The sequence below is a fragment of the Microcoleus sp. S36b_A4 genome, assembly GCF_036700645.1.
Lineage (GTDB): Bacteria > Cyanobacteriota > Cyanobacteriia > Cyanobacteriales > Microcoleaceae > Microcoleus.
This window is the reverse complement of record NZ_JAUBPI010000119.1, coordinates 1-16,551: the sequence shown is the minus strand read 5'-3', so window position 1 is coordinate 16,551 and position 16,551 is coordinate 1. Positions and strand designations below refer to the sequence as shown.

Sequence of the window (16,551 nt, the reverse complement as noted above, 5' to 3'; positions counted from 1 at the left end):
AGATAAGGAGTCACGCATGAATCTTGCGGGAAGGACTTGCACCTTCATCAATCTGAGAGTTCAGTGCTCAACCTAGGAGTCAAGTTTCACTGGATTAGTTATTTACGGATTGATTACCGAGATTCACTAATCAACGAATCGCACTTCCACAAACCTTTTAAGCGTGGGCATCCTGCCCACTCCACAATAAAATTTACTCTTTGTGGAACAGGCCGGAAAGCCTGTTGCTGAGAATGATGCAATAGGTGCGAGTAAATTGATATCTGGCGGCATTCTCCCCAAACCTGTAGAGGCGAGTTTTAGCAACTATAAATTGCCTGAAATCAATAATCTCATAAACCGACCCCCACCCGACAATAAAATTCTGGATAAAGAATTGTGGAAGATGTGCGAGTGAATTGATATCTTGTGCCGAACGCAACAATCCGCCAGATATTTCAATCCCACAGCAGACTATTGCCACAGGTGCAACATATCAATTTATTAGATATATTAAACAAGGTTAGTTTTTTTTATAATAACGCTTATGGCTGTCAATCTCGCTGCCCCAACAAGTTCTAGTCTCAAACCAGAAGCCCAGAATATCTCAGCACTCAAACAAGTCTTTCAGACAATTGAGGCCGATAGCTGTCCGGGTTCCTATAATTTTCATATGCACACAGTCTACTCCGACGGGCGATTGCAGCCAGAGAAATTGATGGAACAAGCCATAGCCGGAGGTCTCAAAGGCTTAGCTATCACCGACCACCACAGCACCCAAGGCTACGTTAAAGCTCAAATTTGGCTGGATAATTGGAAATTAAACCATCCCGACAAAAATAGCGAAGCACCTAGTCTCTGGACAGGCGCTGAAATTAATGCCGAATTGCTTAACAATGAGGTGCACATTCTCGGTTATGCCTTCGATCCGCAACATCCCAGTCTCAAACCTTACTTGCGAGGTAAAAGCACTGAAGGCACTTATTTTTATTCAGCAGCCAGGGTAATTGAAGCTATTCATGAAGCAGGAGGTTTAGCAGTTCTCGCACATCCTTGCAGGTATCGATCGACTGCCGATCAACTAATCCCAGAAGCAGCCCGTTTCGGCATTGACGGTGTAGAAACCTACTATGCTTACGGTAATCCCAATCCTTGGAAACCGAGTCCCAAACAAACCGCTTTAGTCAAAGAATTAGCAGAAACTTATGGTTTGCTGGGAACTTGTGGCACGGACTCTCACGGCCTGAGTCTTCTCGTCCGAATCTAAATAGTTCGGAAATAAGAAGTGCTTTATCCGGTCTTTACCAGTCTAAGCGTTAGCGGATATATCTCTTATGAAAGCAATCAGAATGAGTCGAAAACAAACAGTTTATCAGGTCAATCGATTTTAGATTTTAGATTTTAGATTTTAGATTGACTCCACGGATAAATTCGGGGGCAAGTTTCCTCGGATACAGGTTTTTTATTTCTGGGTCCTGAGTCTGCGCGTTGGAATGAATCCGGTGGCTTGTATCCTGGATGGTTGATTGTCATATTAGGTGGGCTAAAATGACTATACAATTGTTTGGTAGTGAGGACTTCAGTCCTCATAAAAGTCTGTGGGCTGAAGTTTTCACTACTTGCCTGATAACGGCTATTTTACGGGACGTGAGATGATTGCGATCGCCCGGATGAGCTTTCGGTATCCAAAAGTAAGCAATTGCTTTCTTCAGGTAATATTCTTGCAACTCCGAGAGACATTGCGCCCTAAAAACCAGTCGCCCTTCTACCGTTCGGGGAACAACTGACAAGCCCGGTTAGTTGGCTGATTTGCCCAATCCAAGCGAGAATTCCCAAATCGATCCATCCAACCTTCCAAATAAGCTCGATTAGCCTTTTTTTCCTCTGGGTCGGAGGTATTCATGGGATGAGGTGCTAAACCCAAAATAGTCGCCGTCGTCACGCAAAACATCGACTTCTGAAAACTTTGGCAAATTTGCACCCGCACATCGTCTTCACCACGACAGCTAGTGCGATAAACTTCGTGCAAATACTCCGGCAAATAATGACGCATATCTTGCATCAATTGAGTTGGCGGAATCCCTGCACCTCCAATAGGTAAAGGATCAGCAAACAAAGCCCCGTAGGCAAAATCTTTTTGTTTTTCCGGGATTTGATGAGCTTGAGCGTTGTAGGAAACTGTGCCAAAAAAAGCTGTACCCCGAAAGAAAACAGCCTCTACATAAGGCACGGCTACATCTGGTAAAAATGTCAAGTTAGCCGATGCCGGAATGATATCGTAGACTTGACCGTGAATCTTGACGCTGTAGGTAATCGGTAGGCTGGCCCCGGCGACTAAACCGGCTTTGACAAAATCAACTACATCAGAAATAGACTTAGTTTCCCCTCGATCGTAGGAATCAGATAAGTCCATAAACAAATCGCTCATTACCCGCCAAAACTGACCGAGACCGGTGTAGTAAGCCAGCATCCGCACTTGTTCCGGCAAAAAATCAGGAAATGCTTTGTTGAGTCCCTGCATGAAAAAATTGCCTTTCAGTTTAGCAGCGATCGCCTTTTCGGCCAAACTGCTAAATTCCGGGGAATCCAAATAACTGTCCAAACCCCCGCCGCCGTGCCAAAGCATTGTTCTCATGCAATACTCAGCATACTCAAAATTTATGCGATCGTGCCACAAATAGCGCCTTAATTTGGGCAGCGTCACCTCTCCGTTAAAATATTTAAAAAACGGAAAAAGCACTAAAAACTGTTCTTCGGCAATATAATTGAGATTGCGAGAATAGGCATCTAAAACAATAGCATAACTTTTCAGAACGCCGACAACTTCAACCACATTTTCCGTAGATTCAGGCAGTAAAGCTTTGCCTGATTCCAAGATATCAATGTATGCGGAGAGGGGATGGGAAGATGGTTTTAATACGGTACTTGTCATTTTAATTAAGCCTGAATAGAAGGAAGAACGAAGAAATAGGTTTGTAGTAAGGAATGCAAGTCCTTTAATGATGGGCTAAAAGCTGTTGACAGAGGACTTGCACTCCTCACTACGAACCTATGGACTAAAAGCTGTTAACAGAGGACTTGCATTCCTCACTACGAACCTAGGTCATATTTTATTTCAAGTTTTGAGCAATCACTTTAACTTGCGGTGGCACATTAGCTACCATTCCGATCGCAGTTTTTTCGCTCAAAGCAACTAAAACTCCCGGCTGCACTCCCATGATTGCAATAATTATTGCTAAAACCAGCGAAGGGATGCGATCGCGCCAGCGGACTTGTGGCAAATTTACCACCACATCCGAAAGGCGGCCGAAAAAGGCGCGGTTGACCATAATTAAAAAGTAAACTGAAGTTAAACCAGTGCCGATCATGCAGAGAAAAGTTTGCACCGGAAACACTGGCAAACTGCCCCGAAATATCAAAAATTCAGCAATAAATCCAGCCAAACCCGGAATCCCCGCACTTGCCATCACGCCGAGGATCATTAAACTGCCAATCATCGGCAAACCGCGATCGGGATTGAACAAACCTTTGAGAACATCGATGTTGCGAGTGCCAGATTTTTTGTACACAATGCCGACGGTTAAGAATAGTAGCGCCGAAATTAAGCCGTGGCTAACCATTTGTAAAACAGTTCCCAGCAGACTAATCGGAGTAGCTGCGGCGCTAGCTAACAAAATGTAGCCCATGTGAGCGATCGAACTATACGCTACAATTTTTTTCATATCTTTTTGGGCGATCGCGCAACTCGCCCCGTAAAGCACACTCACCACCGCCCAACTCGCCAAAGTCGGCGCCGCCACCGCCCACGCATCTGGAAACAAACCTAAACCAAAGCGCAGCATCCCATAAGTTCCCAGCTTCAAAAGCACCCCCGCCAGCAACACCGAAACCGGGGTCGAAGCTTCTACGTGAGCATCCGGCAGCCAAGTATGAAAAGGCACCAAAGGCATCTTAATGCCAAAAGCCAGCAACACCCCTGCCAGCAAAACAATTTGCCTTACCAAAGGCAAGGGCAATCCTCCTTGCAAATGCGATGCGCCCGCTGCACCAACCAGATCGAAACTCGAAGCACCGCTAAGCCAACCAGTGCCCAAGAAAGCAGCCAGCAGCACAATTCCCGAAAATGCAGTATAGATTAAAAACTTAGTAGCAGCATAACCCCGGCGCTCGCCTCCCCAAATCGCAATTAACAGGTAAAGCGGAATCAATTCTACCTCAAAAAACAGGAAAAATAGCAGCAAATTTTGAGATAAAAAAGCCCCTGTTACGCCGCCAGTAATTAACAGAATCAAAGAATAATAAAGTCGAGGTCTGCGGATCGACTCATCCGTAGCGTAAATAGCTACCCCTGTCAGCAGAGTATTTAAAATTACCAAAGGCAGAGCCAAACCATCAACACCGAGATTGTAATTCAATCCCAAAACATCTATCCAAGGAATGAATTCCGCAAACTGCAACTGACTGGTACTGGCATCAAACTGAACTGCCAAAATCACCGAAAGAATAAAAGTTATACCCGCAATGGCGATCGCGACATTCCGAACTATTTTAGAACTCACTGAACCAGGCCAGAGCCCAATCAGGGCAGCGGCCAACATTGGTATCCAGATTAAAGCACTGAGCATCAATTAAAACTTTCCTTTGTTACACAGTATTTAGAGCTATAGCAATCCTAAATCATTTGTGAATTTCTTACTCCCTCCCCAAGGCATCGGGGAGGGTTGGGGTGGGGTAAAAAAATTAAGACTCCTGCAAGGATTGCTATATATTTAACATTAACGCAAAGCAACTGAATAAAAAAGAGATCGGCTGATTTTCTTGTTAACATAGATTCAAATGTCTCTGGAATCCTCCTATGACCTCAACTCTTACAGATCGAGAAGATTTGCAAATTAAATCTGGTTCTCCTTCCACCCGCCTCACCGTTGCCGACTTGGAACAACTGCAAAGTATACTCTCGGAAGCACATCTAGACTACCAATTAGAACTGGTAGACGGGAAGATTATCGTTATGGGCCCATCAGACATTGTATCGAGCGAAATAGGGGCAGAGTTTGGCAGAGTTTTACTAAACTGGGTCAAACCCCGCAAACTCGGACGGGTATTTGAATCTAGCGGCGGGTTTATCCTCCCCAATTCCGATCTGAGAGCTCCCGATGTTTCGTTTGTGGTAGCCGATCGCCTCAAGCAAAGTAAAAGGTATTTTGCCGCACTCGTTCCCGACTTAGTTGTAGAAATAAAATCTCAGTCCGATCGCCTCAAACCCCTGCAAGAAAAAATTTTATCTTTTATCGAACTCGGAGCAAAAGTAGGAATATTAATCGACCCAGACAAGCGCACAGTAACAATTTACAGTCCGACAGCCCAGCCAGTGGTATTGAGAGACGGAGACATGATTTCAATTCCCGAACTTTTGCCCGGTTGGGAAGTTCCAGTGACCGAATTGTGGCCGATCGAGTTTGAATAAAAGTAGATAAAAAAGCAGACAAACCCAGAATAAAATCATCTGCGTTCATCTGCGGTTTAAAATTAAATAACATCAGACAAAAAGCAGACAAACCCGAAAAATTCATCTGCCAACCTCTGCTGTTTAAAACTGCCAAATAATCAACCCCAGCAACACCGCAACCCCCCCCACAATAGTCAACACATAAAACTGCGACTGACCGGTGCCGCTGTACTTCAACCCTTCACCGCTGAAAATTGTGGCAAAACCGAACAAATTCACCGCCCCATCCACCACATACCTATCAGTCCAAGCGCTGATTTTAGAAATAAAAGCCACAGCCCAAACGACAGTCAAGCGGTAAACTCGATCGATATAAAAATCGTAAGCGAACAAATCCTGCACCGCCGGCACCGGCAGCCGTACCGGTCGAGGTAATACCCCGTACCAATAAATCGCCACCCCAACCGCAACGCCAATCAACCCAGATAACAACAACAGCGGCGTATCCAGCGTCTTCAAAAGCAAATTTAAAGCATCAAAATCTCCCGTTTCCGCCCAAGGCCCAGTCCAACTAATTAACAGTTGCCACCGCTGCAACATCCAAGGCACCAACAGCCCCATCACCGTCAAAATTACCATCGGCAAAGCCATCTGCCAACCAACTTCGGGAGCTCTGCGAGTTTTCGGCTGCGGTTTTCCAGCAAACACTAAACCGAATATGCGAGTTAAATTTAGCGCTGTCAAACCGTTAACTACAAGCAGCACTATTACCAGCCACAAAGGCACAGTCCAAAAACCGTTGAGCCAGCGTCGCATCGCCCAAAAGTTGCCCAAAGGCAACAACGCTACCATCCCCGCAGCGCCTACTAAATAAGCCGTAGTCGTGGCAGGCATCTTCGACCACAACCCACCCATTTCTGTTAAATCTTGAGTGTTAGTTGTGGTAATAATTGACCCTACGCTCATGAATAATAGGCCCTTCGCGATCGAGTGGGCGAACAGCAACAGCAAAGCAATGTCAACTTGATTTAGCCCCACAGCGATAAACACCAAACCCATAGAAGCGCTGGTAGAATGCGATAGTGCTCTTTTGATGTCGATTTGGGCGATCGCCACCAAGGAAGCCCCAACAGCCGTCACCGCACCCAAAACCACCAGCACCCCACCCGTCACGGGCGACAGCGCTAAAACAGGCTGAAGTTTAATCAAAACATAAGCCCCAGCGCCCACAACTACCGTATTCCGCATAATCGAAGCCGGGTTGGGCCCTTCCATCGCCTCGTCGAGCCACAAATGGAAGGGAAATTGAGCGCACTTGGCTGTAGGTGCGGCGATTAAAGCCAAACCTAAAAGAGTCGCCACTATGGGAGACAAGGTTGCAGTTTCCGCCCATCTTTCTAAATCGGAAAAATTCAAACTTCCCGCTAAAGTGGAAAGCGTCACTACTCCCATCAGCAGGGGAACGTCTCCTACACGCTTGGTTAAAAACGCATCTCTAGCGGCTGTTACTACCAGCGGTTGAGCGTACCAAAACCCGACTAGCAAGTAAGTTGAAAGCGTCAGCACTTCCAACAAAGCGTAAGTTAGAAGCAGCGAGTCGCTAATGGCAATGCCGCTAATTGCCGCTTCAAAAAAACCCATCAGCCCAAAAAATCGAGCTAGGGCCCAGTCTTTTTCCATGTAGCCTAGAGCGTAAATTTGTGCTAGCAAACTCAGAACACTAACTAACTCCATTGCTCCGACGCTGACGGTGGAGATTTCTATTGCAAAAGACAAATCTAAATCGGCTGCTTGCACCCAGTGCACGAGCAACTGTTGAGGCGGTTGATCCCAAGTCGCTGTAAAAATAACTGATCCGTGTATGAAAGCCACCACCGTCATCAGCAAATTGAAGTAAGCTGCAGGTCTTGGCCCTGTTCTGCGAATGGTGCCGGTAGACCACGGCAAAGTTAAAATTGCGCCTATTAAGCCATATAAAGGTACCCACCAACAGGCTTGGAGGAGAAATTGAGTCATTTAATTTATCCCTTAAACTTCAAATTACGAGCTGCCTTTATACAAAAACAGTCGCGGGCGATCGCGCGAGGCCCTAAAACTTTGACTAAACCCGATCGTATAGTTGTGGCAAAATAATTTGCAGTCCAGATTAACTATACATGAAAGCATCAAAACTGATAATTATCTCAACACAAAATTATAGGCTGAGCAGAGGAGGCAGTCAAAGAAAAAAATGCCTGCCGATGGGCCAAGACTGCCTTTTTTGCCGATTTCCCTGCGATCCCCATTTTGAAATCCCCTAGTTTCCCGCCAGCGATCAGCTCCGGCTTCGCATACCGAACTCTACTTGATGAGTATTCTTACTTACTTTAATCCCCCCTCGCTCTCGGTATCTATCCCTCTAAATATTAAGATTATTAAATAAATATGAAATTATTTTAAGTAACATAAAAAATTTTAATTTTTGTTATTAAACATTATGATGTTAGTTTATATTGTCAAGGTGGACACCTTCCCCTATTCTTATAGGATAGGAAGCTTTACACTGCATTACTAAATAATGTGGGCCTCCCCGTCCAAATTTTTAGATTTCTCAAAGATTTGTAACGGTAATTTCGCTCATCGTCAAAGGAGATTCAAAAATGTCAATTGCCGTGGGAATGATTGAGACAAAAGGTTTTCCCGCTGTTGTGGAAGCTGCCGATGCTATGGTCAAAGCTGCCCGCGTTACCCTCGTGGGCTATGAAAAAATTGGCAGCGCCCGCGTCACCGTAATTGTGCGCGGCAACGTGTCGGAAGTCCAAGCCTCAGTCGCAGCAGGAGTGGAATCCGTCAAGCGTGTGAACGGCGGAGAAGTCGTCTCTACCCACATCATCGCTCGCCCCCACGAAAACCTAGAATACGTTCTGCCGATTCGATATACAGAAGCAGTAGAACAGTTCCGAGGCTACTAAGTTCTTAGCGCACAAAAGTTTTCTTAAAAGAAAATTTGTGCGATCGTCAAAAATTAACTGTTTAGTTCCCCAAATATTCAATCAGGAGTAAAACCAATGGCAATTGCAGTTGGCATGATCGAAACCCTAGGCTTCCCCGCAGTGGTAGAAGCCGCTGACGCGATGGTCAAAGCAGCCCGCGTCACCTTGGTAGGCTACGAAAAAATCGGTAGCGCTCGGGTTACGGTCATTGTAAGAGGAGATGTCTCGGAAGTGCAAGCTTCTGTCGCAGCCGGAGTAGAGTCAGTGAAGCGCGTTAACGGCGGACAAGTGATGTCCACCCACATTATCGCCCGCCCTCACGAAAACTTAGAGTACGTGTTGCCGATTCGCTACACCGAAGCTGTAGAACAGTTCCGTGAAGGCGTCAGCGGCATTCGCCCTCTCAACAGATCATAAGATAGGCGATTCCCTACGGGATAGCTTCGCTTCACGGCTGTTAGGGGCGTTTGGTAATTAAAAATTAAAAATCGCGATGTTTTTGATTTAGCATTTTTAATTTTTAATTGAGGTGGGCATGGGATATTGGTTATTAGTCATGAGTCATGAGTCCGTCGATTTTAGATTTTAGATTTTAGATTTTAGATTTTAGATTGACTCTCGCATTGAATTGGGGAGCTTGAACTCTTAGTCTAAAATTTCGAGATCGTCCACTTAAGTGGGGAATTTTACCCGTTTCTGGCGAGTCATTAGTTACTAGACGAAGAACTCTAAAAGACGCAGAGCAGACAGAAGAAAGCAAATCTAAAAACGACAAGTGACTAAGTGAAAAAATGACAATTACCAATTACCTATTACCTATTACCTAAAATGCAAATGGCCAAAGTTCTCGGCACAGTTGTCAGTACCCAAAAAGAGCCGACACTGAGAGGATCGAAATTTCTACTGCTGCAATTCATCGATGAGGAAGGTTCGCCAGTTCCCGGCTATGAGGTAGCCGCTGACTGTGTGGGCGCTGGTATAGATGAATGGGTTTTAGTGACCCGAGGCAGCGCAGCCCGGATCGCGCCCGGAAGCGAAAACCGTCCGATCGATGCTCTAGTAGTAGGCATTATAGATACTGTCAATGTAGAAAACCGCCTCATTTACAGTAAAAAAGACGACCCGTACGGCTAGTTGCAACCGTTGGCAGTTGGCAGTTGGCAGTTGATAGTTGGCAGTTGACATTGAACAGTGAACAGCTAACAGCTAACAGCTAACAGCTAACAGTGAACAGCTAACAGTGAACAACTAACAACTAACAACTAACAAAAAGATTTTTCAGTTTAGGAGAACTTAATTTATGGCAGTCCGCAACGTTGCGGCTCCCCCGACGCCTTGGTCGAAAAACTTGGCTGAGCCTAAAATTCACGACACCGCCTTCGTACATTCCTTTTCTAACATTATTGGGGATGTGCAGATCGGTTCTAATGTGATGATTGCCCCCGGGACATCTATCCGCGCCGATGAAGGTACTCCTTTTTATATCGGACAAGGAAGCAACATTCAAGACGGAGTAGTGATTCACGGCCTAGAACAAGGCCGAGTCACAGGAGACGACGACAAGTCTTATTCTGTGTGGGTGGGGAAAAATACTTCCCTCACTCACATGAGTTTAATTCACGGCCCGGCCTACGTGGGCGACAACTGCTTTATCGGCTTTCGCTCCACGGTGTTCAATGCCAGAGTGGGCAACGGCTGCATTGTCATGATGCACGTACTAATTAAAGATGTGGAGATTCCCCCCGGTAAGTACGTACCTTCGGGAGCCATCATCACTAATCAGAAGCAAGCAGATCGCTTGCCTGACGTTCAAGATTCTGACATTCAATTTGCGACCCATGTCATCGGCATCAATGACGCTCTGAGAACGGGTTATCGCTGCGCTGAGAACATCGCCTGTCTAGCACCAATTCGCAACGAGCAAACTAAAAACCCAAATATGACTCAAACCAAATATTCTACCCATGCCGGCACCCAATTGAGTTCAACTCTTGCCGATAGCATCCGTAATTTACTAGCTCAAGGATATAGCGTGGGAGCAGAACACGCCGACGCACGCCGCTTCCGGACCGGTTCTTGGCGTACTTGTGGCCCGATTTCCTCAACCCGTGACTCAGAAGTGATCGCGGCTTTGTCAGCTTGCATGGCCGAGCACCAAGGAGAATACGTCCGCTTGATCGGGATTGACACCAAAGCCAAGCGCCGCGTACTAGAAGAAATCGTCCAAAGACCGGGAGACAACGGCTCTAACGGTTCTAACGGCGCGAAAACTCACCAATTTAACGGTAAAGTTGCACAAGCTTCTAACCACAATAGCGGTTCCGTGTCAAGCGGAAAATTGAGTGCCGAAACAGTGGCTCAGGTTCGCGGCTTGCTAGCTCAAGGCTACAAAATTGGCACGGAACACGCCGACGCGCGCCGCTTCCGCACCAGTTCTTGGCAAAGCGGGGCTTCGCTGCAAGTGAGAAACGAATCTGAGGCGATCGCCGCTTTGGAAGCTGTGATGAACGAGTACCCGGGCGAATACGTGCGCTTGATCGGGATTGACCCGAAAGCTAAGCGGCGCGTGGTTGAAGAACTTATTCAGCGTCCAGACGGCCCGGTTGCTCAATCGGCTAAGCCGGCAGCAACATCGGGATACAAAGCAGCTTCGACTGGTTCGGCCAGCAGCGGAAGTTTGACCGGCAAGACGATCGACCAAGTCCGCAACCTGCTTTCCCAAGGCTACAAAATTGGCACGGAACACGCCGACGCGCGCCGCTTCCGCACCGGTTCTTGGAGCAGTTGCGCCCCGATCGCATCCAACCGCGAATCCGAAGTGATTTCTGCCCTCGAAAGCTGTCTCAAAGAACACAGTGGCGAGTACGTCCGTTTGCTGGGTATCGACTCCAAGGCGAAGCGCCGGGTACTCGAAGAAATTATCCAACGACCTTAATTTGCCTGGTAATTAGCTTATTTCTCCCGTTAAGCCCTCGCACAGGTGCCCACGGGAGAAATCCCAGCGGATAGAAGTTGGATTTGAGATAGTTAAAAAGCTCGATTGAGAAGGGTTGGTCAAAATCTAGAATCTTCTGCAACTTTCTAGAAAACGTTAAAGCATCAATCTTCTCAGTATTAGTAAATTATCGCTTCTTAGATTGACATGGTTAAATTTATTAGTCGAAAAAACCCATAATTTAAAGTCCTTTGATCTAAAAAAATCGCTCCTTTCATGGTGAAGTTGAATGTATTTATCGCCACTGCAATTAAGTAGCAACTCTCAGATTTTGATGAGTGGCGATGTAGTTGTGAATGAGGGTGCGGCGATCGCCCCTGGAGCAATCCTGCAAGCAGATCCCGGAAGCCGGATCTTGATCGCCGCCGGTGCCTGTATCGGTATGGGAGTTATCCTTCACGCCCGTGAAGGTACTCTGGAAATCGCAGCGGGCGTTATTCTTGGTGCAGGAGTGCTGGTGGTAGGTGCGGGAACGATCGGGGAAAATGCCTGTATTGGCGCCGCGACCACCCTAATCAATCCTTGTATTGACAAAATGCAAATTATGCCAGCAGGTTCTCTAATGGGAGATACCAGCCGCCAAGTCACCCCAGAAGCAACCGCAACAGCGCCAACAGCAGCGCCAACATCACCAGAAACCCCCGAAGCCACTACGCCACCAGTTGATCGACCGATCGAGCCGATCGAGCCGCCACGACCCCCCGAAACACCGCCTCAAACTGCGCCGGAGACGGCCCCAGACCCGCCGGAATCCACCGCCGCAGATCCGCCCCAACCAGGGGAAACACCGACTATTCTCTACGGTCAAGCTCACATCAATCGGCTGTTGGGGACACTGTTTCCGCACCGACAAGCTTTTAATCGATCGGAGGAAAACGGCCAAACTCTATCGGGCGGTTCCGGGTAGCCGTCATTTCGGCAAAAGGCAGCTATGCTGAAGGCAGAAAGATCAAATATAAATAGGTAATCTCATATTATTGGTAGCTCAGCAATTTGTCAGGCCTTGCCGTAGCAATCTGTGTCTTGTAGCTCGTGCAGTCTGTCTTCTCATCTGAGAAACTATAAACTATCAACAAATTTTTATTTTGGGAAGTTTCTAAGGGTAATAGAAGATGGACGGACAAACAGATCGTAACAGTCACGAAGAGCGATCGCAGCGCCAGGAATACTTCAAAGACACTGCTTTGGGTTTGGTATCCACCAAGAGTTTTCCGGCAATTGTGGGGACTGCTGACATGATGCTGAAGTCGGCAGGAGTGATTTTAGTAGGATACGAAAAAATTGGTTCCGGTCACTGTACCGCGATCGTCCGGGGCAGAATTTCGGATGTGCGTTTGGCTGTGGAAGCTGGAGCTCAAACTGCCGAACAGTTCGGGCAGTTTGTTTCTAAGTTGGTGATTGCTAGACCTTTGGCTAATTTGGAAGTGGTTTTGCCAATCGGCTTTCGGCTGACTGAACTTTCGGAAAAAGGCAGTTATTCTCGGCTTAGCAATCAGGCGATCGGTTTGCTCGAAACCCGGGGATTTCCGGCAATGGTCGGTGCTTGCGATGCTATGCTCAAATCTGCAGACGTACACTTGGCAGCTTACGAGAAAATTGGCGCCGGCTTGTGCACGGCAATTATTCGCGGTGCAGTTGCAGATGTAGCAGTAGCCGTAGAAGCCGGGATGTACGAAGCTGAGCGAATTGGCGAGTTGAACGCGGTGATGGTAATTCCGAGGCCTTTGGAAGATTTGGAACAAACTTTACCGCTGGCGAGTTGCTGGATCGAGCAGCGTAAACCGGTGATGATGCCTGTGTCGGTTAAGGAAAAGGAACAAGAATTGATTGAACTTCCCGATTTGGAGAAATTGAGAGTTTATGTGGAAGAGGAAATCAATCGGTAATTGGTAATTAGGCAACAAAAGTTTGTAGAGACGTACGGCCACAAATACTGAGACTAAGTTTGTCAAAAAAATATAGAGTTTACTCGGTAGGACGGCTGGTAACAATTTATACTGAGTAGCAGTCTCAAACTTAATTTGCCGATCGAGCCGATCGCCGCTGCATCAAGAGACACAGAGCACCAAGTAAAACTAGACTTTTGAGATTAAGTCGATCGGGTAAACAATCGAACTGACTAATAAGTAAATCCAGCCGACGTGCAGAGCCTTTCAACAGGATTTAACTACTGTTAAAATAAACCAAAAATCCTGTTTACGGTAGATTGCCGGGAATCATTTAAGAGTTAATCTAACCGCAGGTGGATGCTCTTTCAACAGATGGACGGCTGTCGAACTCAAAACTGACTCCACAGGAATCAACCCCCAGAATCAAGCACTCTTGAAAGTTGACCTATGAACCTCAAACAATTTTACAAGCGCGGTTTGCACAGCGCCAAGAAAGGAAACTATGAAGCGGCGCTTGAGGACTTCGATCAGATACTGCAACTCAATCCCGCCGATGCCAAAGCCTATAACAATCGCGGCTTGGTTTACTATTACATGAAAGAGTACCAAAAAGCGATCGCCGACCTCAGCCAAGCCTTAGATATCAATCCTAATTTGTTCGAGGCTTACTTGAATCGAGGCAATGCTTGGCGTCATCTCGGAGAACACGAAAAAGCGATTGAAGATCTCAACTGCGCTTTAGCAAATAAGCCTAACAGCCACGCTATCTACAACAACCGGGGACTTGTACTTGCTAATTTAGGAAATTACGAAGAAGCAATAGAAGACTACAATCGAGCTCTATCTATCAATTCCAACAATTATAAAACCTATTACAACCGGGGGCGCGCTTACTACCTTTTGGGAGAAAAAGAGGCAGCAACAGAAAACTTTAATGAAACGCTGCGGTTGAATCCTAAATATATCAAAGCTTACATAAATCGAGGTCTCTGTTACCACCAATTAGGAGACAATACGCAGGCGATGGCCGATTACAACATTGCACTCGCCATCGATCCACAAAATGTTTATGCCTATTATAACAGAGGTTGCGTTCGCTATAAATTAAAACAAATGCAGCTTGCAATTGAAGACTTTGACAAAGCAGTAGAACTCGATCCGAACCATGTTAAAGCTTATCTCAACCGAGGTTTAGCACTGTATAAACTTGGAGATGTGACGGCAGCAAATAAGGATTTTTACCACGTAATGTGCATTAATGCGGAAGCTTATGTATACTACCAGGCCCAGCGGTGCACGCCTGATATTAATTCGTACTTTAAGGAAGCGCCACAGGTAGAACTTAATAATGCTGTAGAATACTACAATACAACCTTAAATACGATGTCAACTTCCTTAAGTTCCGCAGCATTAAACGCGGTCTGGAATCAAGAAGATTTGGAGAACAGAGACTCGATTATCTGTGAAGGTGAATTTATTAATGATTGATTTAGTATAGCCTTTCTCAGAAAGATGAGGTACAATAACAGCAGTGTGTAAACCAGTTAAAAATATCTGATGATGTAACTTGACTGAACGCCCACTCTATGGCTTTGGCTAATTCTTGATAATTAGTAGTCTTGATAGAACGGAGAATAATTTTAAGCTTTGACCAGAGATTCTCAATTGGTGAGAAATCGGGTGAATATGGAGATAAGTATATTAATTTTGCCCCTTTTTTCGATCGCTTTTTTCACTTATTCTCCCAAGTGAATGGGACAATTATCCATAACTACACAAGCACCTTTCCATAGTTTTGGCACAAGTTTTCTGATAAAAGCTTCAAATGTAATTGCATCAGTTGGGCCTATTAGATTAACCGATGTCAAAATTTCCTTGACTGACATTGCTCCAATTATTGAGACATTTTTGCCACGTTTAGTTGGTTTTGGTCCCCGGGCTCTTTGACCTTTCAAAGCTCTAGCATATAACCTAACCATTGCTAAATTAACTCCAGATTCGTCAATGAATATTAAGTCTTTCAAACTAATTTTTTTTATTTTTTGCCAGAACTCACATCGCAGGAGTTGAACTCTGTCGGTGCCTTTGTCCGAGGGGAAGAGAGTTTTTTTTTGACAGTAATATCTAAGATTTTTATCCTTCTTGCTATTGTCGCTCTACTAACGGAAAATCCAATTTTCCCATAAAGTAAATAACGAAGTTCTTCAAGAGTAGCATCATTGTTTGATTCAATCAATTCCCCCAATATGAGTAGTTGCTCTGCATTCAGTTTGCCTTTGACTCCACATCGGTGAGTTCGGGGAGTAATGTTTTTTGTTTCACGATATTGTTTAAGCAATTTTTGTACAAAGCTGAGGGCTACAGAAAAACGTTTAGCTATTGCTTTTTGTGAAATCGGTTCAGTATGATAAGTATCAAGGATTTTTTGTCTAAAATCAATCGAATAAGTTTTCATTTTTAACAATGTATGAAGAGGAGTACAAGTAAACGTGTTGTGAGTCAACCAGAGCGTGCTGTCAGAAAAATGCTATTATGTGTGCTATCGCTTTCGGGTGGCTTGACTGAACCATATAATTATAGTTCATTCCATGTGTGTTCTCTGTTTGACCCTCATGAATGAGTGTCAGTAACATCATACCTCATCTTTATGAGAAAGGCTATATTTCCATGCAAGAGTTACAAGGGAGCTTGTCAAGTTATTTTGATGACGTACCCGACCCTCATAGTGAACCGAACCAAACGCCACCTACTGAAAGACATTTTCGTCATTGCCATATTATCTACAATAGCTGGAGGTGAGGGATGGGAAGACATGGAAAATTATGGAATCAGTAAGCAGCAATGGTTGCAAAAATTTTTAGACTTACCCAATGGCATCCCGAGCGATGATACCTTTCGACGAGTTTTTGAAAAGCTAGACCCGAAAGTTTTAGAACAGAAGTTGACTCAATGGGTTAAACAATTAATGGGGCCAGTTGGCCAACAAGTTATCCCGATTGATGGCAAAAATCTCCGAGGTTCTTATGACCGAAAAACCGGGGTAAATAATTTACATTTAGTGACAGGTTGGGCCAGCGAAAATCGGTTGGTACTTGGACAAGTTAAAGTGGAAAACCATTCCAATGAAATCACAGCTATCGGGTGCATCTCACTTTGGCGAATATGTCGCAAAAGGGTTAAAATGGAAAATCTAGTAAAATTGCCAAAAAATATGAGGTAAAGAAAATGACACCCTCAGACCAAGAACAGCTAAAAGCCTACTTAAAA

General features: G+C 45.4%; 15 protein-coding genes and 2 pseudogenes. 11 read left to right on the top strand and 6 right to left on the bottom strand.

Annotated features, from left to right (window positions below; all coding sequences use genetic code 11):
- The first annotated feature begins 202 nt into the window (after positions 1-202).
- Entirely contained in the window at positions 203-397 is a 195-nt protein-coding gene (locus QUA03_RS25705; protein WP_333216118.1) for a hypothetical protein, read from the top strand.
- A 129-nt stretch (positions 398-526) separates the two neighbouring features.
- The gene (locus QUA03_RS25700) at positions 527-1,246 is read left to right on the top strand and encodes a PHP domain-containing protein (protein ID WP_333216116.1); all 720 of its coding nucleotides are present in this window, start codon (positions 527-529) and stop codon (positions 1,244-1,246) included.
- Between the two features lie 498 nt (positions 1,247-1,744).
- Here QUA03_RS25700 and QUA03_RS25695 read toward each other — a convergent pair whose 3' ends face one another.
- Positions 1,745-2,911: a CO2 hydration protein gene (locus tag QUA03_RS25695; protein WP_333216113.1), complete on the bottom strand. Its 1,167-nt coding sequence runs from the start codon at positions 2,909-2,911 to the stop codon at positions 1,745-1,747.
- A 178-nt stretch (positions 2,912-3,089) separates the two neighbouring features.
- Positions 3,090-4,604: an NADH-quinone oxidoreductase subunit M gene (locus QUA03_RS25690; RefSeq protein WP_333216112.1), complete on the bottom strand. Its 1,515-nt coding sequence runs from the start codon at positions 4,602-4,604 to the stop codon at positions 3,090-3,092.
- A gap of 230 nt (positions 4,605-4,834) precedes the next feature.
- Between QUA03_RS25690 and QUA03_RS25685 the strand changes: the two genes are divergently transcribed.
- Positions 4,835-5,446: a Uma2 family endonuclease gene (locus QUA03_RS25685; protein ID WP_333216110.1), complete on the top strand. Its 612-nt coding sequence runs from the start codon at positions 4,835-4,837 to the stop codon at positions 5,444-5,446.
- A 123-nt stretch (positions 5,447-5,569) separates the two neighbouring features.
- Here the strand turns inward: QUA03_RS25685 and QUA03_RS25680 are convergent, their stop codons facing one another.
- The gene (locus tag QUA03_RS25680; protein ID WP_333216108.1) at positions 5,570-7,444 is read right to left on the bottom strand and encodes an NAD(P)H-quinone oxidoreductase subunit F; all 1,875 of its coding nucleotides are present in this window, start codon (positions 7,442-7,444) and stop codon (positions 5,570-5,572) included.
- A 623-nt stretch (positions 7,445-8,067) separates the two neighbouring features.
- Between QUA03_RS25680 and QUA03_RS25675 the strand changes: the two genes are divergently transcribed.
- The 7 genes from QUA03_RS25675 (at position 8,068) to QUA03_RS25645 (ending at position 14,772) form a co-directional block, all read left to right on the top strand.
- Positions 8,068-8,379 carry a carbon dioxide-concentrating mechanism protein CcmK gene (locus QUA03_RS25675; protein ID WP_006635059.1) on the top strand — a complete coding sequence of 104 codons (312 nt, stop codon included), beginning with the start codon at positions 8,068-8,070 and terminating at the stop codon, positions 8,377-8,379.
- A gap of 96 nt (positions 8,380-8,475) precedes the next feature.
- Positions 8,476-8,817, top strand: a complete 342-nt coding sequence (locus tag QUA03_RS25670) for a carbon dioxide-concentrating mechanism protein CcmK (protein ID WP_006635058.1) — start codon at positions 8,476-8,478, stop codon at positions 8,815-8,817.
- 411 nt (positions 8,818-9,228) lie between these two features.
- Positions 9,229-9,534 (top strand): EutN/CcmL family microcompartment protein, encoded by a 306-nt coding sequence (locus QUA03_RS25665; protein WP_006635057.1) that lies wholly within the window; start codon positions 9,229-9,231, stop codon positions 9,532-9,534.
- A gap of 166 nt (positions 9,535-9,700) precedes the next feature.
- Positions 9,701-11,335: a ribulose bisphosphate carboxylase small subunit gene (locus tag QUA03_RS25660; RefSeq protein ID WP_333216106.1), complete on the top strand. Its 1,635-nt coding sequence runs from the start codon at positions 9,701-9,703 to the stop codon at positions 11,333-11,335.
- A gap of 289 nt (positions 11,336-11,624) precedes the next feature.
- Positions 11,625-12,302: a carbon dioxide concentrating mechanism protein gene (locus QUA03_RS25655; RefSeq protein ID WP_333216105.1), complete on the top strand. Its 678-nt coding sequence runs from the start codon at positions 11,625-11,627 to the stop codon at positions 12,300-12,302.
- Positions 12,303-12,507: 205 nt separating this feature from the next.
- Positions 12,508-13,281, top strand: a complete 774-nt coding sequence (locus tag QUA03_RS25650) for a BMC domain-containing protein (protein WP_333101844.1) — start codon at positions 12,508-12,510, stop codon at positions 13,279-13,281.
- Positions 13,282-13,731: 450 nt separating this feature from the next.
- Positions 13,732-14,772, top strand: coding sequence for a tetratricopeptide repeat protein (locus QUA03_RS25645; protein ID WP_333216103.1), 1,041 nt, complete (start codon positions 13,732-13,734; stop codon positions 14,770-14,772).
- A gap of 16 nt (positions 14,773-14,788) precedes the next feature.
- Here QUA03_RS25645 and QUA03_RS25640 read toward each other — a convergent pair.
- From QUA03_RS25640 to QUA03_RS25630, 3 genes and pseudogenes are all read right to left on the bottom strand, one after another.
- Positions 14,789-14,992: pseudogene (locus QUA03_RS25640) on the bottom strand (IS630-like element ISMae26 family transposase); the annotation flags it as partial.
- Between the two features lie 28 nt (positions 14,993-15,020).
- Complete coding sequence (locus QUA03_RS25635; RefSeq protein WP_333216101.1) at positions 15,021-15,308, bottom strand: transposase; 288 nt, start codon at positions 15,306-15,308, stop codon at positions 15,021-15,023.
- A gap of 11 nt (positions 15,309-15,319) precedes the next feature.
- A complete protein-coding gene (locus QUA03_RS25630) occupies positions 15,320-15,739 on the bottom strand; it encodes an IS630 transposase-related protein (RefSeq protein WP_333216099.1) in 420 nt (139 codons plus the stop codon).
- A 161-nt stretch (positions 15,740-15,900) separates the two neighbouring features.
- Here QUA03_RS25630 and QUA03_RS25625 point away from each other — a divergent pair.
- Positions 15,901-16,423: pseudogene (locus tag QUA03_RS25625) on the top strand (ISAs1 family transposase); the annotation flags it as partial.
- Positions 16,424-16,551: the final 128 nt, after the last annotated feature.